Annotated in this window: 16 protein-coding genes and 4 tRNA genes; 8 read left to right on the top strand and 12 right to left on the bottom strand. The window is 71.2% G+C overall.

Features of this window, described 5'->3' with window-relative positions; genetic code table 11:
* Positions 1–6: 6 nt before the first annotated feature.
* From ACIQCY_RS09500 to ACIQCY_RS09485, 4 genes are all read right to left on the bottom strand, one after another.
* Positions 7–741, bottom strand: coding sequence for an SDR family NAD(P)-dependent oxidoreductase (locus ACIQCY_RS09500; RefSeq protein WP_400483652.1), 735 nt, complete (start codon positions 739–741; stop codon positions 7–9).
* Positions 738–2,102 carry a DUF6421 family protein gene (locus ACIQCY_RS09495; protein ID WP_400483651.1) on the bottom strand — a complete coding sequence of 455 codons (1,365 nt, stop codon included), beginning with the start codon at positions 2,100–2,102 and terminating at the stop codon, positions 738–740. The genes ACIQCY_RS09500 and ACIQCY_RS09495 overlap by 4 nt, the downstream gene beginning before the upstream one ends.
* Before the next feature lie 210 nt (positions 2,103–2,312).
* Positions 2,313–2,738 carry a peptide-methionine (R)-S-oxide reductase MsrB gene (gene msrB / locus ACIQCY_RS09490; protein ID WP_400483650.1) on the bottom strand — a complete coding sequence of 142 codons (426 nt, stop codon included), beginning with the start codon at positions 2,736–2,738 and terminating at the stop codon, positions 2,313–2,315.
* 14 nt (positions 2,739–2,752) lie between these two features.
* Entirely contained in the window at positions 2,753–3,238 is a 486-nt protein-coding gene (locus ACIQCY_RS09485; protein WP_400483649.1) for a hypothetical protein, read from the bottom strand.
* An 88-nt stretch (positions 3,239–3,326) separates the two neighbouring features.
* Between ACIQCY_RS09485 and ACIQCY_RS09480 the strand changes: the two genes are divergently transcribed.
* Positions 3,327–4,604 (top strand): alpha/beta hydrolase family protein, encoded by a 1,278-nt coding sequence (locus ACIQCY_RS09480; RefSeq protein ID WP_400483648.1) that lies wholly within the window; start codon positions 3,327–3,329, stop codon positions 4,602–4,604.
* Here the strand turns inward: ACIQCY_RS09480 and ACIQCY_RS09475 are convergent.
* A complete protein-coding gene (locus ACIQCY_RS09475; RefSeq protein ID WP_400483647.1) occupies positions 4,588–5,028 on the bottom strand; it encodes a SufE family protein in 441 nt (146 codons plus the stop codon). The two genes, ACIQCY_RS09480 and ACIQCY_RS09475, sit on opposite strands and share 17 nt — an antisense overlap.
* Positions 5,025–5,942: a sulfurtransferase gene (locus ACIQCY_RS09470; RefSeq protein WP_400483646.1), complete on the bottom strand. Its 918-nt coding sequence runs from the start codon at positions 5,940–5,942 to the stop codon at positions 5,025–5,027. Before ACIQCY_RS09470 ends, ACIQCY_RS09475 begins: the two co-directional genes overlap by 4 nt.
* 304 nt (positions 5,943–6,246) lie before the next feature.
* Here ACIQCY_RS09470 and zapE point away from each other — a divergent pair, with 304 nt between their 5' ends.
* Positions 6,247–7,278: a cell division protein ZapE gene (gene zapE, locus ACIQCY_RS09465; protein WP_400483645.1), complete on the top strand. Its 1,032-nt coding sequence runs from the start codon at positions 6,247–6,249 to the stop codon at positions 7,276–7,278.
* A gap of 114 nt (positions 7,279–7,392) precedes the next feature.
* Here zapE and ACIQCY_RS09460 read toward each other — a convergent pair whose 3' ends face one another.
* The 5 genes from ACIQCY_RS09460 to ACIQCY_RS09440 all read right to left on the bottom strand — a co-directional run bounded on the left by ACIQCY_RS09460 (position 7,393) and on the right by ACIQCY_RS09440 (position 8,204).
* A complete protein-coding gene (locus tag ACIQCY_RS09460) occupies positions 7,393–7,644 on the bottom strand; it encodes an antitoxin (RefSeq protein ID WP_400483644.1) in 252 nt (83 codons plus the stop codon).
* A gap of 161 nt (positions 7,645–7,805) precedes the next feature.
* Positions 7,806–7,879, bottom strand: a tRNA-Gly gene (locus ACIQCY_RS09455).
* A 29-nt stretch (positions 7,880–7,908) separates the two neighbouring features.
* Positions 7,909–7,980: transfer RNA gene (locus ACIQCY_RS09450), tRNA-Val, on the bottom strand.
* A 27-nt stretch (positions 7,981–8,007) separates the two neighbouring features.
* Positions 8,008–8,078, bottom strand: a tRNA-Cys gene (locus ACIQCY_RS09445).
* Between the two features lie 52 nt (positions 8,079–8,130).
* Positions 8,131–8,204 (bottom strand) — tRNA-Gly (locus tag ACIQCY_RS09440).
* Positions 8,205–8,398: 194 nt separating this feature from the next.
* Between ACIQCY_RS09440 and ACIQCY_RS09435 the strand changes: the two genes are divergently transcribed.
* The 5 genes from ACIQCY_RS09435 to rpe all read left to right on the top strand — a co-directional run bounded on the left by ACIQCY_RS09435 (position 8,399) and on the right by rpe (position 13,302).
* Entirely contained in the window at positions 8,399–9,274 is an 876-nt protein-coding gene (locus ACIQCY_RS09435) for a cytochrome (RefSeq protein ID WP_400483643.1), read from the top strand.
* 201 nt (positions 9,275–9,475) lie between these two features.
* Positions 9,476–10,087 carry a peptide deformylase gene (gene def, locus ACIQCY_RS09430; RefSeq protein ID WP_400483642.1) on the top strand — a complete coding sequence of 204 codons (612 nt, stop codon included), beginning with the start codon at positions 9,476–9,478 and terminating at the stop codon, positions 10,085–10,087.
* A complete protein-coding gene (locus ACIQCY_RS09425) occupies positions 10,084–11,058 on the top strand; it encodes a methionyl-tRNA formyltransferase (RefSeq protein ID WP_400483641.1) in 975 nt (324 codons plus the stop codon). The genes def and ACIQCY_RS09425 overlap by 4 nt, the downstream gene beginning before the upstream one ends.
* Positions 11,055–12,605, top strand: coding sequence for an RsmB/NOP family class I SAM-dependent RNA methyltransferase (locus ACIQCY_RS09420; RefSeq protein ID WP_400483640.1), 1,551 nt, complete (start codon positions 11,055–11,057; stop codon positions 12,603–12,605). Before ACIQCY_RS09425 ends, ACIQCY_RS09420 begins: the two co-directional genes overlap by 4 nt.
* 34 nt (positions 12,606–12,639) lie before the next feature.
* Positions 12,640–13,302, top strand: coding sequence for a ribulose-phosphate 3-epimerase (rpe, locus tag ACIQCY_RS09415; RefSeq protein ID WP_400483639.1), 663 nt, complete (start codon positions 12,640–12,642; stop codon positions 13,300–13,302).
* Between the two features lie 9 nt (positions 13,303–13,311).
* Here the strand turns inward: rpe and ACIQCY_RS09410 are convergent, their stop codons facing one another.
* Entirely contained in the window at positions 13,312–13,983 is a 672-nt protein-coding gene (locus ACIQCY_RS09410; protein ID WP_400483638.1) for an acVLRF1 family peptidyl-tRNA hydrolase, read from the bottom strand.
* 93 nt (positions 13,984–14,076) lie between these two features.
* Between ACIQCY_RS09410 and ACIQCY_RS09405 the strand changes: the two genes are divergently transcribed.
* Positions 14,077–15,555, top strand: a complete 1,479-nt coding sequence (locus ACIQCY_RS09405; protein ID WP_400483637.1) for a replication-associated recombination protein A — start codon at positions 14,077–14,079, stop codon at positions 15,553–15,555.
* Positions 15,556–15,665 lie beyond the last annotated feature (110 nt).

Raw genomic sequence — 15,665 nt, 5'->3', positions numbered from 1 at the left:
GTGCCATTATCCCCGACGCAAGCCCGCGGCCGCGTCGATGCGGGCGCCGTTGACCTGCGCGGCAGGCGCTGCCGGCAGCGACGCCAGGATGTCGGCCAGGTCGTCGACGTGCGTGAAGCCCGGGAAGCGCCGCTCGGGATGCTGCTCCCGCATGGCATCGTCCACCAGGGCCTTGACGACGACGGCGGTGGCGGCTGTCGCGGTGCCGTCCCGGGTGAAGCCCTCGGCGACGGCCTGCAGCCAGGCGTCGACCGAGGCCTTCACCGCGGCGTAGGAGGCGCTGGCCGCCGTCGGAGCGGCCACGGCGGTCGCCGAGACGGCTGCGAGCCGCCCGCCGCGCCGGGCCAGCTGATCGTAGAAGGCCCGGCTGGTGTTGAACAGCGTCAGGAACACCGAGCGGTGCAGGAACTCGTGGTCCGCCGTCGACTGCGTGGTGATGCCGGTGCCGCCGCGCCAGCCTCCCACGAGGTGGAAGAGGGCGTCCGCGCCGCCGTGGTCGTCGAGGACCCGGCCGGCGAGGGATGCGACCGCCGCCTCGTCCGTGAGGTCGCACACCTGCCGCTCGACGCCGTCGAGCCCGGCGAAGGCCGCGTCGAGCCGCCCGGCGTCGGAACCGACGGCCACCACGGCGAGTCCGTCCGCGATCAGCCGCCGGGTCAGGGCCACTCCGGAGGCGCTGGTGGCACCCGCGACGACGGCGGTGCGGGTGACGGCGGTGCGGGTGCCGGCGGGCGGGGTCATGCTGCGTCCGCCGTGATGCCGGTGGTCGACTCGATGATCGGTCTCATCTTGCGGTCCAGCGCCTCGAAGAACATCGAGAGTGGGAACTCGTCATCGAGGACGGCGTCGGTCAGGGCGCGCGGCGGGCCCATGAGCTCGAGCGCGTCGGGGCCCTTCGCCCACACGGAGGCCGGGTGGGGCGTGACCGTGGCGGAGACCAACTCGTAGGCGGCCAGCCAGTGCGCGGTCTTCGGGCGGTCGATCGAGCGCCAGTAGAGCTGCTCGATCTGCTCGCCGAGGGCGACGACGACGTCGGCGGCCTCCTCCCAGTCGATGGTGAGCTTGGTGTCGGTCCAGTGCAGGACACGGTGCTGGTGCATCCAGGCGAACAGGAGTTGGCCCCCGAGGCCGTCGTAGTTCCGGACGCGGCTGCCCGTGATGCTGAAGCGGAAGATGCGGTCGAAGATGACGGCGTACTGCACGAGCTTCGCGTGCCGGCGGGCCTCCGGCGAGGCGTCGTCGTCCTTCTCGATCCGCACGGATTCGCGGAACGCCGTGAGGTCGCAGCGCAGTTCCTCGAGCGAGTACAGGAAGAACGGCATGCGCTGCTTGATCATGAAGGGATCGAAGGGCAGGTCGCCGCGCATGTGGGTGCGGTCGTGGATGAGGTCCCACATCACGAAGGTCTCCTCCGTGAGCTTCTGGTCCCCGAGGAGCTCCAGCGCGTCGGCCGGCAGATCGAGCCGCGTGATCTCGGCAGCGGCCCGGACCACGCGGCGGAAGCGCGCGGCTTCACGGTCCGCGAAGATGGCGCCCCAGGTGAAGGTCGGCGTCCGGCTGACGGCGACGGTCTCCGGGAACAGCACGGCGGAGTTCGTGTTGTAGCCCTCGGTGAAGTCGAGGAACCGGATGGGAACGAACAGTGCGTTGGAGTAGTCGCCCGCCTCGAGCTCGCCGATGAACTCCGGCCAGAGCACCTCGATGAGCACGGCTTCGACGAGCCGGCTGGTGCTGCCGTTCTGGGTGTACATCGGGAAGACGACGAGGTGCCGGAGACCGTCGATCCGGTGCTGCTGGGGCTGGAAGGCCAGCAGCGGCTCGAGGAAATCCGGAACCGCGAAACCGCTCGCCTGCCAGGCGTCGAAGGCCGTGACGGTGCGGTCGAGGTACTCGGCGTCGTGGGGGAAGAGGGGAGCGAGTTCCCGGACGGCCGCGGTGATCGCCGCGGTGTGCGCGGCTGCGGCGCCGTGGTGGTCCGGATCGGGGATGGAGCCGTCCTTCACCTGCAGGAGGCGCAGCTCCTGCGCCGCCGCTCTGAGGGCCTGCCAGGCGGCGGTCTCCTGTGGCTTCCCGGCTGTCGGGGCGAGGGGAGTGATGGTCATGGCTCCTTCTTTCTCTGCTCGTGCGCATTGCATGTCGTGTGCGCGAGCGTAGCAACCAGAACAGCTGTCCTTACCCTCGAGGCCGGACATAGAAAGCAACTCTTATGCTCGTCGAGGTTCTGATCAGCAGAAGGGCCAGTCCGGCTTCACGATCCCGGACAGCAGGAAGGCCAGCCCGGAGGCCGGCCCGACCTGCCGGGACCGCCGCGGCTATGCGGTGGGCACCAGCTTCATCGAGATGGAATTGATGCAGAAGCGCTGATCGGTGGGGGTGTCGAAGCCCTCGCCCTTGAAGAGGTGGCCGAGGTGCGAATCGCAGCGGGCGCAGCGCACCTCGATCCGCTCCATCCCGAGGGACCGGTCATGCAGGTAGCGGACCTTGTCCTCCGCCAGCGGCGCCCAGAAGGAGGGCCATCCGCAGTGGGAATCGAACTTCTCGTTGCTGGTGAAGAGTTCGGATCCGCAGGCACGGCACGCATAGATGCCGGCCGTCTTCGCGTCGTAGTACTCGCCCGTGTAGGGGCGCTCGGTGCCGGCCTGGCGCAGCACCTGGAACTCCTGCGGGGTCAGTTCCTGCCGCCACTCGTCGTCGGACTTCTGGATCTCTGGCCGGTAGGTGTCGCGTTCGGTAGTCATACTTCTCCCAACGCCTACGAGTCGCCAATAAATCCCGAGCCGGAGTACAGGTGGAGGACGGCGATACCGAGCTTGTCCTGCGCCTTCGTGGCCCAGTCCGTGTGGAACGTGTCCGCCATGGCGTGGGGGCGCGTGATGACCACGGCCTGCACGGCCCCGCTGTCCGCAGCCTCCTGCACGAGGGCGTCGACCGGGTCTCCCGCCGTCGTCCGTCCACGGGCCTCGAACCCCTCCCGGGTCAGCAGGTGCAGCGACTGCTCGAGTGCGGTGCGCGCGGCGACCTCGTCGTGGCGGCGGTCGTCGGACGAGAAGGTGCGGAAGGCCTCGCCGACCTCGAGGAGGCTGAGGTGGCGGAAGAACTCGCCCAGCACCGACTCGTTGCGGTCCTCGGGGATCAGGACGACGACCTCCGCGGGCTCCTCCCCCTGGAGGGTCTGCAGGTTGCGGAGATCAGGGTGCGTCAGGGCTTCCTCTGTCAGCACGACGATTGTTTGTGTCATGGCGCCACTGTACTGCCGCACCCCGGCGCGCCTCGCCGGACGGCGCGCTGGATCGACGGCGCCTGACGGGCAGGGTAGAAATGGAACCATGGCATCGACGAGCCCAACGGCCGCAGCGCAGCCCATCACCGCTCCCTGGCTCAAGTGGACCGCGCTCGGGGTGGGGGCAGGTGCTGCCCTGGCATCCTCCGCCGCCGGGGCGGTCTCGGGGCTCGCCGTGTACTTCGCACGCCAGGTGGTGACTCCCGCCCGGAGCCGGGACGAGAACCTCGACATCCTGGCCGTGGTCGGCTCCGCCGGCCATCAGACCGTGATCCTCCCGGCCAACGACGACACGACGATCGAGGGTACCTACAGCCTCCACTTCGACCGGGGACGGGGGCACGCCCGGATCGGAGGGGTACGCTCCTACGTCCCCCGGGAGGGCACCGTGGAACGTGAGGTCGAGAAGGTCTACGCGGGGGACCTGGCGTCGGCCACGCGCGGCTGGTGGGGCGGGGCGGTCTACCCGTCGCCGTCGGCCATGGGCTTCGCGGAGGAGGAGGTGCTCATCCCCGTCGAGGGCGGCGCGGCTCCGGCCTGGCTCGTGCGCGCGGAAGCTCCTGCCCGCACCTGGGCGATCATGGTGCACGGCCGCGGGGCGACGCGGGCGGAGGCGCTGCGCGCACTGGGGCCGGCCCGTCGCCTCGGCCTCACGAGCCTCGTCCTCTCCTACCGGAACGACGGCGAGGCGCCCTCGGCGCCGGACGGCCGCTACGGGCTCGGCATGACCGAATGGCACGACGTCGACGCCGCGATCGACTTCGCCGTCTCGCACGGCGCCCGCGACGTCGTGCTCTTCGGGTGGTCCATGGGCGGCGCCATCGTGCTGCAGACGGCCGACCTCTCCCGCCATCGGCAGCGCATCAGTGCACTGGTGCTGGACGGGCCGGTGATCAACTGGATCGAAGTCCTCGCGCACCATGCCGCCCTGAACCGGATCCCTGCTCCCGTGGGGAGGCTCGGACAGTACCTGCTGGCCAGCCAGCGCGGGCGGAGGATCACCGGGCTGGCCGCTCCGCTGGACCTCAAGAGCATGGACTGGATCGCCCGCGCCGAGCAGCTGACCCTGCCGACACTCGTCCTGCACAGCGAGGACGACGAATTCGTCCCCATCGGGCCGTCGGCGGAACTCGCCGAGAAGAACCCGTCCTTCGTGACGCTCGAGCGGTTCCACCGTGCACGCCACACGAAGGAATGGAACGTCGATCCGGAGCGGTGGGAGGCCGTCGTCGAGCGCTGGCTCGACGGTCACCTCAACGGCCGGACGCTTCCCGGCGGGAAAGCGCCCGAGCCGGCGGCACCGGCAGCTACTGGGCTTCCCTGATCTTCCGCTTGATCCGTCCCAGCATGGCCGCCATGCCGCGCATGCGCAGGGGTGTGATGGCCCGCGTGAGGCCGAGGCGGTCCGGGACGTCGTCCGGCACGGCGAGGACCTCGGCGGCGGGCAGGCCGTCGAGCCCCTCGAGCAGCACGCCCGCGAAGCCGCGCGTGGTCGGGGCCTCGGGCGGCGCCGAGAAGAAGAGGTGCACGGGCCGCTGGGGCTCGTCGCCGATCTCCATGGTCAGGAAGAGCGGGCTCTGGCACTCGACCACCTGCTCCAGCAGTTCGGGGTGGTCGGTGTACCGCTCCGGCAGGTCAGGCAGCTCGCGGGAGAAGTCGAGCAGCAGCTGGAGCCGGTCCGGTTCGGTCAGGTCCTGGAAATCGTCGATGATCTCGGCGAGCTTCGGGGGGATCGCCGCGCTCGTCATCGGGCGGCCCGTGCCGATCCCGCGGGCACCTCGCCGGGCTCCGTGCCGCGGACGATCGGCACACGGACGGCGTTGCCCCACTCGGTCCAGGAGCCGTCGTAGTTGCGCACGTTCCCGAAGCCGAGCAGGTGGGTGAGGACGAACCAGGTGTGGCTCGACCGCTCGCCGATGCGGCAGTAGGCCACGACGTCGTCGCCGTCCCGCAGGCCCGCCTCGTCCCGGTAGATGGCATCGAGTTCGGCGCGCGTGCGGAAGGTGCCGTCCTCGGCGGCCGCCCGCGCCCAGGGCACGGACTTCGCGGTGGGGATGTGGCCGCCCCGCAGGGCGCCCTCCTCCGGGTAGGCGGGCATGGTGGTGCGGGCGCCCGTGTACTCGTCGCCCGACCGTACGTCGATGAGGGGCTTGCCGAGGTGCTCCAGGACATCGCCGAGGTAGGCGCGGATGCGGGTGTCGTCGCGCTCGACGACGGGGTAGTCAGCGGTGGCGACCTCCGGCCTGTCCGTCGTCATGTCCCTGCCCTCGGCGACCCACTTGTCCCGGCCGCCGTCGAGCAGGCGCACGTCCTCGTGGCCGAACAGCGTGAAGACCCAGAGCGCATAGGCGGCCCACCAGTTGCTCTTGTCGCCGTAGATGACCACCGTGGAGTCGCGGGAGATCCCCTTGGCCGCCATCAGGCGGGCGAAACCCTCGCCGTCGATGTAGTCGCGGGTGACTTCGTCGTTCAGTTCCGTGTGCCAGTCGATCTTGACGGCGCCCGGGACGTGGCCGGTCTCGTACAGCAGGACGTCCTCGTCCGACTCCACGACGACGAGGCCCTCGGTGCCGAGGTTGTCGGCGAGCCACCCCGTGGAGACGAGCCGTTCGGGGTGGGCGTACTCGGCGAACTTGTCCTGCGTGTCTGCTGCCAGGGTCATGGGGGCCTTTCGCATAGCTGTCCTCACGGTCCCGCGTGCTGCGCTTCCGTCTTTCCTCCTAGCCTAACCACGCGGTGCGGCAATTGCTTCCGGTGCTACGGCGTGCGGCGGACGGGTGCCGGCGCCCGTCCGCGGGGGCGCCCGGTCCGATCCTGCCGGACCGGCCGGGCCCCCGGTCAAGGGCGGGATGGCGGGTGCGCGGCGGCGCCGTGGGCGGGCGGCCTGCCGTAGGCTTGCGTAGCGGAACGGACGCCTGCGGGGCCGTTGCCGTCACCCCCTCCCGGAGAGAAAGCGGTCCAGATCCGTGCCAGCCATCGAGCACCTGACAGAGCGGTCCCCCAAGGTCTCCGTCGATGATCTGCTGGGCGGGTTCTACCCATCGCCCCGCTTCGGCGAGGTGTCCTTCGACACCTACCGCCCGGATCCGCAGCAGCCGTCGCAGTCCGCGGCAGTGGACAAGCTCCGCGACTTCGCTTCCGCCGTCAATGAGCCCGGACCCTCCGGATTCCGCAGGCTGTTCGGCGGGAAGAAGGCCCCGAGCCGGGCGGGCATCTACCTCGACGGCGGGTTCGGCGTGGGCAAGACCCACCTCCTCGCGTCGCTCTGGCATGCGTCGACCGGGCAGAAGGCCTTCGGGACCTTCGTCGAGTACACGAACCTGGTGGGGGCGCTGAGCTTCCGCAAGACGGTCGACGCCCTGAGCGGCTACAGCCTCGTCTGCATCGACGAGTTCGAACTCGATGATCCGGGGGACACCGTCCTGATGTCCCGCCTCATGCGCGAACTCGCCGACGCCGGGGTCAAGCTCGCGGCGACCTCCAACACCCTCCCCGGTTCGCTCGGCGACGGACGTTTCGCGGCGGAGGATTTCCAGCGGGAGATCCAGGTCCTCGCGGACCAGTTCGAGGTGGCCCGGATCGACGGTGAGGACTATCGCCACCGCGGGCTGCCGCAGGCCCCGGAGGCCATCGATGACGCCGCACTGCGGGAGCGGATCGCCTCCTACTCCGGCGGCATGCTGGCCGAGGACGACTTCGCGAGCCTGGTGCGGCACCTCGCGGATGTCCACCCCAGCCGTTACCGGCAGCTCCTCGACGGTATCGACGCGGTCGCCTGGCACAACGTGGAGACCATCACCGAGCAGGCCGTGGCGCTGCGCTTCGTGGTCCTGGCGGACCGGCTCTACGACCGGGACGTGCCGATCATGGCGAGCGGCACCACCTTCGACCACCTCTTCACCGAGGAGATGATGGGTGGCGGCTACATGAAGAAGTACTACCGGGCCGTATCCCGCCTGACGGCACTCGCCCGGCAGGGGAGCGACGTCGCGCGGTAGCGTCGATCGGGGCTCTTCCCCCCGGTTCCCGGGCGCCCTCCTCGGAGTCCGGACGCAGGAAGCGCCGGTGCCGCCTCTCGGCGGGACCGGCGCTCCTTATTGCCAGGCTGGGATTCACACGGCCGGCGGAGGGGTAGGGCCTACGTCGCCCTTGCCGTCCTTCTTGTCGATCCTGTCGACCATCTCCGAAGCCTTCGTCCGCACTCCGTCGATGTGGTGCGAGTACTTGCCATGGGTCCTGCTGTCGACGAAGCCGCCAGCCTTCCCGATGCCGTTCTTCACCTTGTCGGAATTGTCGCCAATGAGTTCGGTCGCCTTACCCGCGAGGGTGCCGGCCTTGCCCTTGAGCCCGTCCAATAAACCCACGGACACCTCCTTTCGGTCGTGGAAACGCAGTACCGTTTCCGCTCCGTCAATCATAGGACAGGAAGATGGGGAAGTCCTGGGAGGAGCCACAGGGGAGGCCCGGGGCAGAAAAAATGCCCGGTCCTCGCCAGGACCGGGCAACGGCCGACAACCGGCCTGAGAGCGGACGACGGGATTCGAACCCGCGACATCCACCTTGGCAAGGTGGTGCTCTAGCCAGCTGAGCTACGTCCGCAAAAAAGCGCCCCCGAGGGGGCGCCGTAGTGGGCGATACTGGGATCGAACCAGTGACCTCTTCCGTGTCAGGGAAGCGCGCTACCGCTGCGCCAATCGCCCATCTTCATGGGTGCTCGTACCGTAGTGAGGTGGGGACGGGATTCGAACCCGCGTGGACGGCTTTGCAGGCCGCTGCCTCGCCTCTCGGCCACCCCACCGTGACCGGATTCCTCCGGCCACCGGACTGATCCGGCTCTACAGTGACTTGCGAGCGGACGACGGGATTCGAACCCGCGACATCCACCTTGGCAAGGTGGTGCTCTAGCCAGCTGAGCTACGTCCGCAGATGAAAAGGACCAGAAATTCCCGCTCGATACCGTGTATTTCGCGGTGTTTCTTCGTTTTCCAACGAGAGAAAACTCTATAGGACGTTTCGGGGTTCGTCCAATCGGACGGGGCCGGTCCGCGGCCGGGGACCTGTGCCCAGCACCCGGCCGCGGATGACCGGGCTGTCAGAGGCAACTGGAAGACTGGAGCCATGACCGCTCCGCTCCTCGCCCACGCAACGCCCCACGGCCGGATGTACGCCCGCTCCACGTCGGAGCAGCCGTCCGTCCCGTCGATCACCACCGTCATCTCCCAGCTGCCCACCTCCCTCGGTGGTTGGTTCGGCCACATGGCAGCCAGCGCGCTGTCACGGGACCCGCGCTTGCCGGGCGCGCTCGGCAACCCGGCGGAGCTGCGCGCGGCGGTCCGGGACGCCTCCGGCGCGGCCGAACGGTACCGCGATGATGCGGCCCTGCGGGGAACCCGCGTGCACCACTACTGCGAACAGGTGGCGCTGCGCGCCCTCGGCAGGCCCGAGGAACTCGACGCGGCCCGGCTGGCCCTCGAGGAGAACGGGGAGGGCGGCTTCGCCCAGCGGTTCGACGAATGGTGGGACCTGTACGACGTGCGGCCCGTGGAGCCCGAGATCACGGTGTGGAACGCCGCCCTCGGCTACGCGGGCACACTGGATCTCGTCGCCACGATCGGCGGCCGCACCTGCCTCATCGACTACAAGACCAAGAACACCGACCGGGACGGCTTCGTGAAGGCGCTCGACGACAAGGTGGTCATGCAGCTCGTCGCGGGGATGAAGGCGGAGGAATCCCTCGTGGACCCGCAGCAGGGTGAATGGCGCCCGTGGGCGCACGGCGACCAGCCCCTGCTGCTCGGGGTGGCCGTCGGCCAGACGGAAGTGCGCGCGATGAGGGCGAATCCGTCGGTGCTGAAGAACCACTGGCTCCGCTTCTGCGCCCTGCGTCGCGCCTGGGAGGCCGGGCTCGATGCCGAAGAGGCCGGCCGCGCGCTCCTTCCGATCGGACCGCCACCCGGCAAGGTGGCCGTGCCGGAGACCGCCCTCCCCGCCTGAGGCCCTTCCGGGCAGGGGGACGGGGAAGGACCCGGGAGGTTCTTTCCGCGCGACCGCCCCGGGGGCCGAGCTTCGGCGCGCCGCGACCGGCACTAGGATTGATGCGTGCCTCGCGGCAGGAGCACGGCCGCGGGCACCGAAGAGTCTTCCCATCCCGCGCCCTGCGCGCATTCCGCGACCGAAGCGAGGAACAGAGCACCGATGGCCGTCCTGAGTATCCGCATGATCGGGGACCCGATCCTCCGCACACCCGCAGCGGAGGTCACCGAGTTCGGGCCCGATCTGGCCCGGCTGGTCGAGGACATGACCGAGACCATGATCGATGTGCAGGGAGCAGGGCTCGCCGCCCCCCAGGTGGGGATCGGGCTGCAGGTCTTCACCTACCGGGTGGACGGCGTCGAAGGGCACGTGGTCAATCCCGTGCTCGAGCTCGCCGGCGGATCCCAGGGGGAGTCCGACGTCGAGGGCTGCCTGTCCGTTCCCGGTCTCGGAAGCTACGTCGACAGGACCGAGTGGGCCCGGGTCACCGGCCAGGACGTGTCCGGCGCGGACATCGTGGTCGAGGGGACCGGCATGCTGGCACGCGCCCTGCAGCACGAGACCGACCACCTCCGCGGCACGCTCTACATCGACCGCCTGGAGGGCGAGGACCGCAGGAGTGCCCTGAGGGCCATCCGGAGTGCCGAGTACAACCGCGTCACGTCCCGCACCGCCGCGCAGCGCTCCCAGTCCCTCGGATCGAGCTTCACGCAGGGGACCGCACCCTCGAGGGGTAGCGGCGGCACCGGAGCCTTCGGGCAGCGCACCCGATGAGGATCCTCTTCGCGGGGACGCCCGAGGTGGCCGTCCCGTCACTTCGGGCCCTGGTGGAGGCCGGCTTCGACGTCGCTGCCGTCCTGACGCGCGTCGACGCTCCCGTGGGACGGAAGAGGATCCTGGCTCCGAGCCCGGTCGCTGCGGCCGCCGACGCCCTCGGACTCCCGGTCCTGAAGGCGAACCGCTTCACCCCCGAGCTGATCACCCACCTCGGCACCCTCGGCCTCGATGCCGCCGCGATCGTCGCCTACGGCGGGATCGTCCCGCCTGCCGGGCTGGCCGTGCCGGCGCACGGCTGGATCAACCTGCACTTCTCCGTCCTCCCCGCCTGGCGGGGCGCGGCGCCCGTGCAGCACGCGGTGCTCGCCGGTGACGACGTCACGGGTGCCACGACCTTTCGCCTGGAGGAGGGGCTCGACACGGGCCCCGTGTTCGGGGTGATGACCGAGACCCTCGAACCCTCCGCGACGAGCGGCGAGGTACTGGAGCGCCTGTCGCACAGCGGCGCCGTCCTGCTCGTGCAGACGCTGTCCGGGATCGACGCCGGACGGGTCACGGCGACTCCCCAGACCGGGGAGCCGAGCCTCGCGCCGAAACTCACGATCGACGACGCCCGGGTCGAGTGGACGCAACCGGCTGTGGCCGTGCGGCGCCGCGTCAACGCGGTCACTCCCGAACCCGGCGCGTGGACCACGCTCGGCGGGCAGCGCCTGAAGCTCGGCCCCGTCACGCCCGTCACGACCGTCACGACCGTCAGCCCCGGCGAGAGCGGGGAGGCGGCCGCGGACGCGCCGGCCCGCCCCCACCTCGAGCCCGGCGAACTGCGGGTCCTCGGGCGGGAAGTGCTCGTGGGCACGGGCACCGATCCGGTGGTCCTGGGGACCCTCCAGCCTGCGGGCAAGAAGATGATGAGCGCCCTCGACTGGGCACGGGGCGCGGCGACGCGCGGAGAGCTGGTGTTCGAGTGAATGAGACCGGAGGAGCGGACAGGGGATCGGGACCGAAGGGGTCCGGAGGCAGCGGCAGGGGACAGGGGGGCAGCCCCCGCCGCCGCAACGAGCAGGGCCGTGAGCGCAACCGCGGCGGGGAACGGCAGTTCTCCCAGGCGGCGCCCTCCCAGCGCTCACGCCGCGCCGACCCCGCGCGCCTGGTGGCGTTCGAGGTGCTGCGCGCGGTCCAGGCCGAGGACGCCTACGCGAACCTCGTCCTGCCGGCGAGCATCCGCAAGCACCGGCTCGACCGCCGGGATGCCGGCTTCGCCACCGAACTCACCTATGGCGCGCTGCGCGGCCAGGGGACGTACGACGCCGTGCTGGCCCGCTGCGTGGACCGGCCGCTCGAGCAGCTGGATCCGGCCGTGCTGGACGCCCTGCGGATCGGCGTCCACCAGCTCCTCGCGATGCGCGTCCCCGCCCATGCGGCGCTCGACCAGACCGTCGGGCTCGTGCGCGCCGTGATCGGCGCGGGGCCGTCGTCGCTCGTGAACGCCGTGCTGCGGAAGGTGACCGCGCATGACCTGGAGGGCTGGATCAGCGAGCTCGTGGACGGCCTGACGGACGCGACCGCGATCGCCGCCCTGGCGCACAGCCACCCGGAATGGATCGTGCGCGCCCTGCGGCAGGCCCTCGTGGCCCACGGCCGGGACGTCGCCGAGATCGACGCGCTGCTGGCCGCGGACAACGCGGCACCCGTGGTGCACCTCGTGGCCCTGCCGGGGCTCGCATCGCTCGACGACGCGCTCGCCGAAGGAGCCGAGCCGGGCCGCCTCGCCCCCGGATCGGCCTACTACTCGGGCGGGGACGTCAGCCGCCTGCCGGGAATCTCGACGGGCACCATCCGGGTGCAGGACTCCGGGTCCCAGCTCGTGGCCCGGGCGCTGGCCGCCGTCGACCTCGGCGCCGGGAGGACAGGCGGCCCCGAGCAGTGGCTCGATCTCTGCGCGGGTCCCGGCGGGAAGACGGCCCTGCTCGCAGCCCTCGGCCAGGACTCGGGAGTCCACCTGACGGCGAACGAGCCGGTGCCGCATCGTGCCCGGCTGGTGCAGCAGGCGCTGCGGCCCCTGCCCGAGGAATCCTGGACCGTGCGGGTCGGAGACGGCCGCGACCTCGGACGGGAACAGCCGGACACGTACGACCGCGTGCTGGTGGACGCGCCGTGCACGGGCCTGGGTGCCCTGCGGCGCCGTCCCGAGTCGCGGTGGCGCCGCACGCCGGCGGACCTCGTATCCCTCGCGCCGCTCCAGCGGGAGCTCCTCGCCTCTGCCCTCGACGCCGTCGCGCCGGGTGGTGTCGTGGCGTACGTCACCTGCTCCCCGCACCATGCGGAGACGGACGCCGTCGTCGACGACTGCCTCCGCAAGCGGCCCGGGTTCGAGCGGCTGGACGCCGGCGCGGCCCTGGACGCGGTGAGCATCGGGGGAGCACTCGGCGCCGGCCACGGCGCGAGCGCGCAGCTCTGGCCCCATGTCCACGGCACGGACGCGATGTACCTCGCGCTCATCAGGAAGAATCCGTGAGGCGCTCCCGGCCCGCGCGACGAAAGGAACGGTCGTGACGCATCTCCGTATCAACCCGAGCATCCTCTCGGCGGACTTCGCCAACCTGGAGGCCGAGCTGCAGCGCATCGCGTCGGCCGACGCGGTGCACGTGGACGTCATGGACAACCACTTCGTGCCGAACCTCACCCTCGGCCTGCCGGTGGTCAGGCGGATCCAGCAGGTCAGTCCGCTGCCGCTCGACGTGCACCTCATGATCGAGGACGCGGACCGCTGGGCGCCGCAGTACGCCGAGGCCGGAGCGGCGTCCGTGACCTTCCACGCGGAGGCGGCGTCAGCCCCGGTCAAGCTGGCCCGCGAGCTGCGCGGCGCCGGAGCCAGGGCCGGCATGGCGCTGCGGCCGGCGACACCGGTGGAGCCGTACCTGGACATGCTCGGTGAGCTCGACATGCTGCTCGTGATGACCGTCGAGCCGGGGTTCGGCGGCCAGTCCTTCCTGGACCTCACCCTGCCGAAGATCCGCCGGGCCGCGGAGGCCATCCGCGGTGCGGGCCTTCCGCTGGTCATCCAGGTCGACGGCGGCATCTCGGAGGAGACGATCCTGCGCGCAGCGGAGGCCGGCGCCACGGTCTTCGTCGCGGGATCCTCGGTCTACGGGGCGGACGACGCCGCGTCCGCCATCTCGGCCCTGCGCTCGGCGGCGTCCCGGCCCGCCTGACGCCACCTCCTAGACGGCTGCGGGCGGGTCGGTCACGGTGATGCGGACGGACAGTGCCGACCGGGCCGCCTCCTTGAGGACGGCGAACCGCGGATCCGGCACGGTCAGGAAGGGCACCTGCGGAAGGCTCGCGAAGGGTGCGAGGACGGGTTCGCCGAGCGCCGCTGCCGCCAGCGCCCTGTCACCGCCGAGCTGCAGGCACGACGGCGCATCCGCTGCGTACAGTGCGGCGGCGCGGACGGCGGTCTCCTCGACCAGGGCGTCGGCCTGGTTGGCGCGCCGGCGCGCGAAACGCTGCTGCGACCAGCCTCCGGCCGCCGTCCTGCCCTGGACGTAGCGCGTGCCCGTCTTCGACGACAGGACCACGCCCTCCCGGGCGACCCCTACCGAGTAGCCGCCCCGTCGGAGCAGGAGCAGTCCCACGGGAACCGTGAGGTCGATACCCGACAGCAGGGCCGCGGTCAGCCCGCCCGGCCCCGGGATCGGGATTGCCGGCGCAGGGGCTGCCCGCAGGGGTGGGGCCAGGACGGCGCTGCAGCCGTTCGCGGCGACGATCCTCAGGGAGCCGCCGGTGGTCTCCGGGTCCGGCTGCACCTCGAAGGGGCCGTTGCGCTCCCCGAAGCGCCCGAGCCAACCCTCGAGCCGCTGCGCCTCGACGAGGACCGACCGGCTCGGGGACATGGGGTTCCTTCTCGTCGTCAGCGGGGGAGGGTCGGGCACGGGGAGGGCCCCGCGGTGCCCTCCCCGTCAGTGGCCCACAGTAACGTTGACACCGTGAATGATCTATTCAGTGCGGCGGCGGACGACGACGAGGCCGACGCCGCCGCCGACGGCGGTTCCCGCGCGCCGGGCGCGGTGCGGCCGCGCAGCCCCCTCGCCGTCCGCATGCGCCCGCGCACCCTCGACGAGGTGGTCGGGCAGCAGCACCTGCTCGGTCGAGGCTCGCCCCTGAGGACGCTCGCCGGCGAGCACGATCCCGGTGCGCATGCCGCGCCGTCGTCCGTGATCCTGTGGGGCCCGCCGGGAACCGGCAAGACGACACTCGCCCATGTGATCGCGCGCGGTCGGGGCCGGAAGTTCGTCGAACTCTCCGCGATCACCGCGGGGGTCAAGGACGTGCGGCGCGTCATGGACGAGGCGTTGACCTCGCGTGACCTGTACCGGCAGACCACGGTGCTGTTCCTCGACGAGATCCACCGGTTCAACAAGGCCCAGCAGGATGCCCTGCTGCCGGGCGTGGAGAACGGCTGGGTCGTGCTGATCGCCGCGACCACCGAGAACCCGTCCTTCTCGGTGGTGTCGCCGCTGCTCTCCCGCTCGCTCCTGCAGACCCTTCGCCCACTCGACGAAGCGGATGTCCGGGGCCTGCTCCAGCGGGCCGTCGACGACGATCGCGGACTCGCCGGGACCGTGGAGGTCTCCGGGGAGGCGCTCGAGCACCTCGTCCGCCTGGCGGCAGGAGACGCCCGGCGCGGGCTCACGGCGCTGGAAGCGGCTGCCGGCGTCGCCCAATCGGAGCAGGGGACGCAAGCTCCCGGGCATCACCCGCGCCGCCCGGACGGCGGGGAGACGGGCGGAAGCGAGGACGAGGACGACGAGGGGCAGGAAGCGCTGCCCGTGCTGGTGACGCTCGAGCACGCGGAGAAGGCGGTCGACGTCGCGGCCCTGCGGTACGACCGCGCCGGTGACCAGCACTACGACGTTGCGAGCGCCTTCATCAAGTCGCTCCGCGGCTCCGACGTCGACGCGGCGCTGCACTATGTGGCACGCATGCTGGAGGCCGGCGAGGACCCGAGGTTCATCGCGCGGCGACTCATGATCTCCGCGTCCGAGGACGTCGGCATGGCCGATCCCACGGCCCTGCAGACCGCCGTCGCCGCTGCGCAGGCCGTGCAGCTCGTCGGCATGCCCGAAGCGCGCATCATCCTCGCGGAAGCCGTGGTGCACATCGCGACGGCGCCGAAATCGAACGCGGCCTACAACGGCATCAACGCCGCCGTCGCCGACGTGCGGGCGGGGCGCGGCCAGGGGATCCCGGCGCACCTGCGGGATGCACACTACCCGGGGGCGTCGCAGCTCGGACACGGGCAGGGGTACGTGTACTCGCACGACGAGCCCCACGGGATCGCGCTGCAGCAGTACGCCCCGGACGACCTCGTGGGGCGCGACTACTACGAGCCGACGGACCGGGGCGCCGAGCGGGACATCGGCTCGCGCCTGGCCCGCCTGCGCCGCATCATCCGCGGGAAGTAGCGCCGCCGGGTACGGCGGGTCACGGCGCGGCGCACGATTCGGCGGCCACCGGCCTGACTGCTAGCATTGAACGCTGACTGGCAAGTCGCCGTGTACCAGCCATCTCCCTT

The sequence above is a fragment of the Arthrobacter sp. NPDC092385 genome (assembly GCF_044755105.1).
In the GTDB taxonomy this organism is placed as follows: domain Bacteria; phylum Actinomycetota; class Actinomycetes; order Actinomycetales; family Micrococcaceae; genus Arthrobacter_D.
This window is presented reverse-complemented; position numbering and strand designations above follow the sequence as displayed.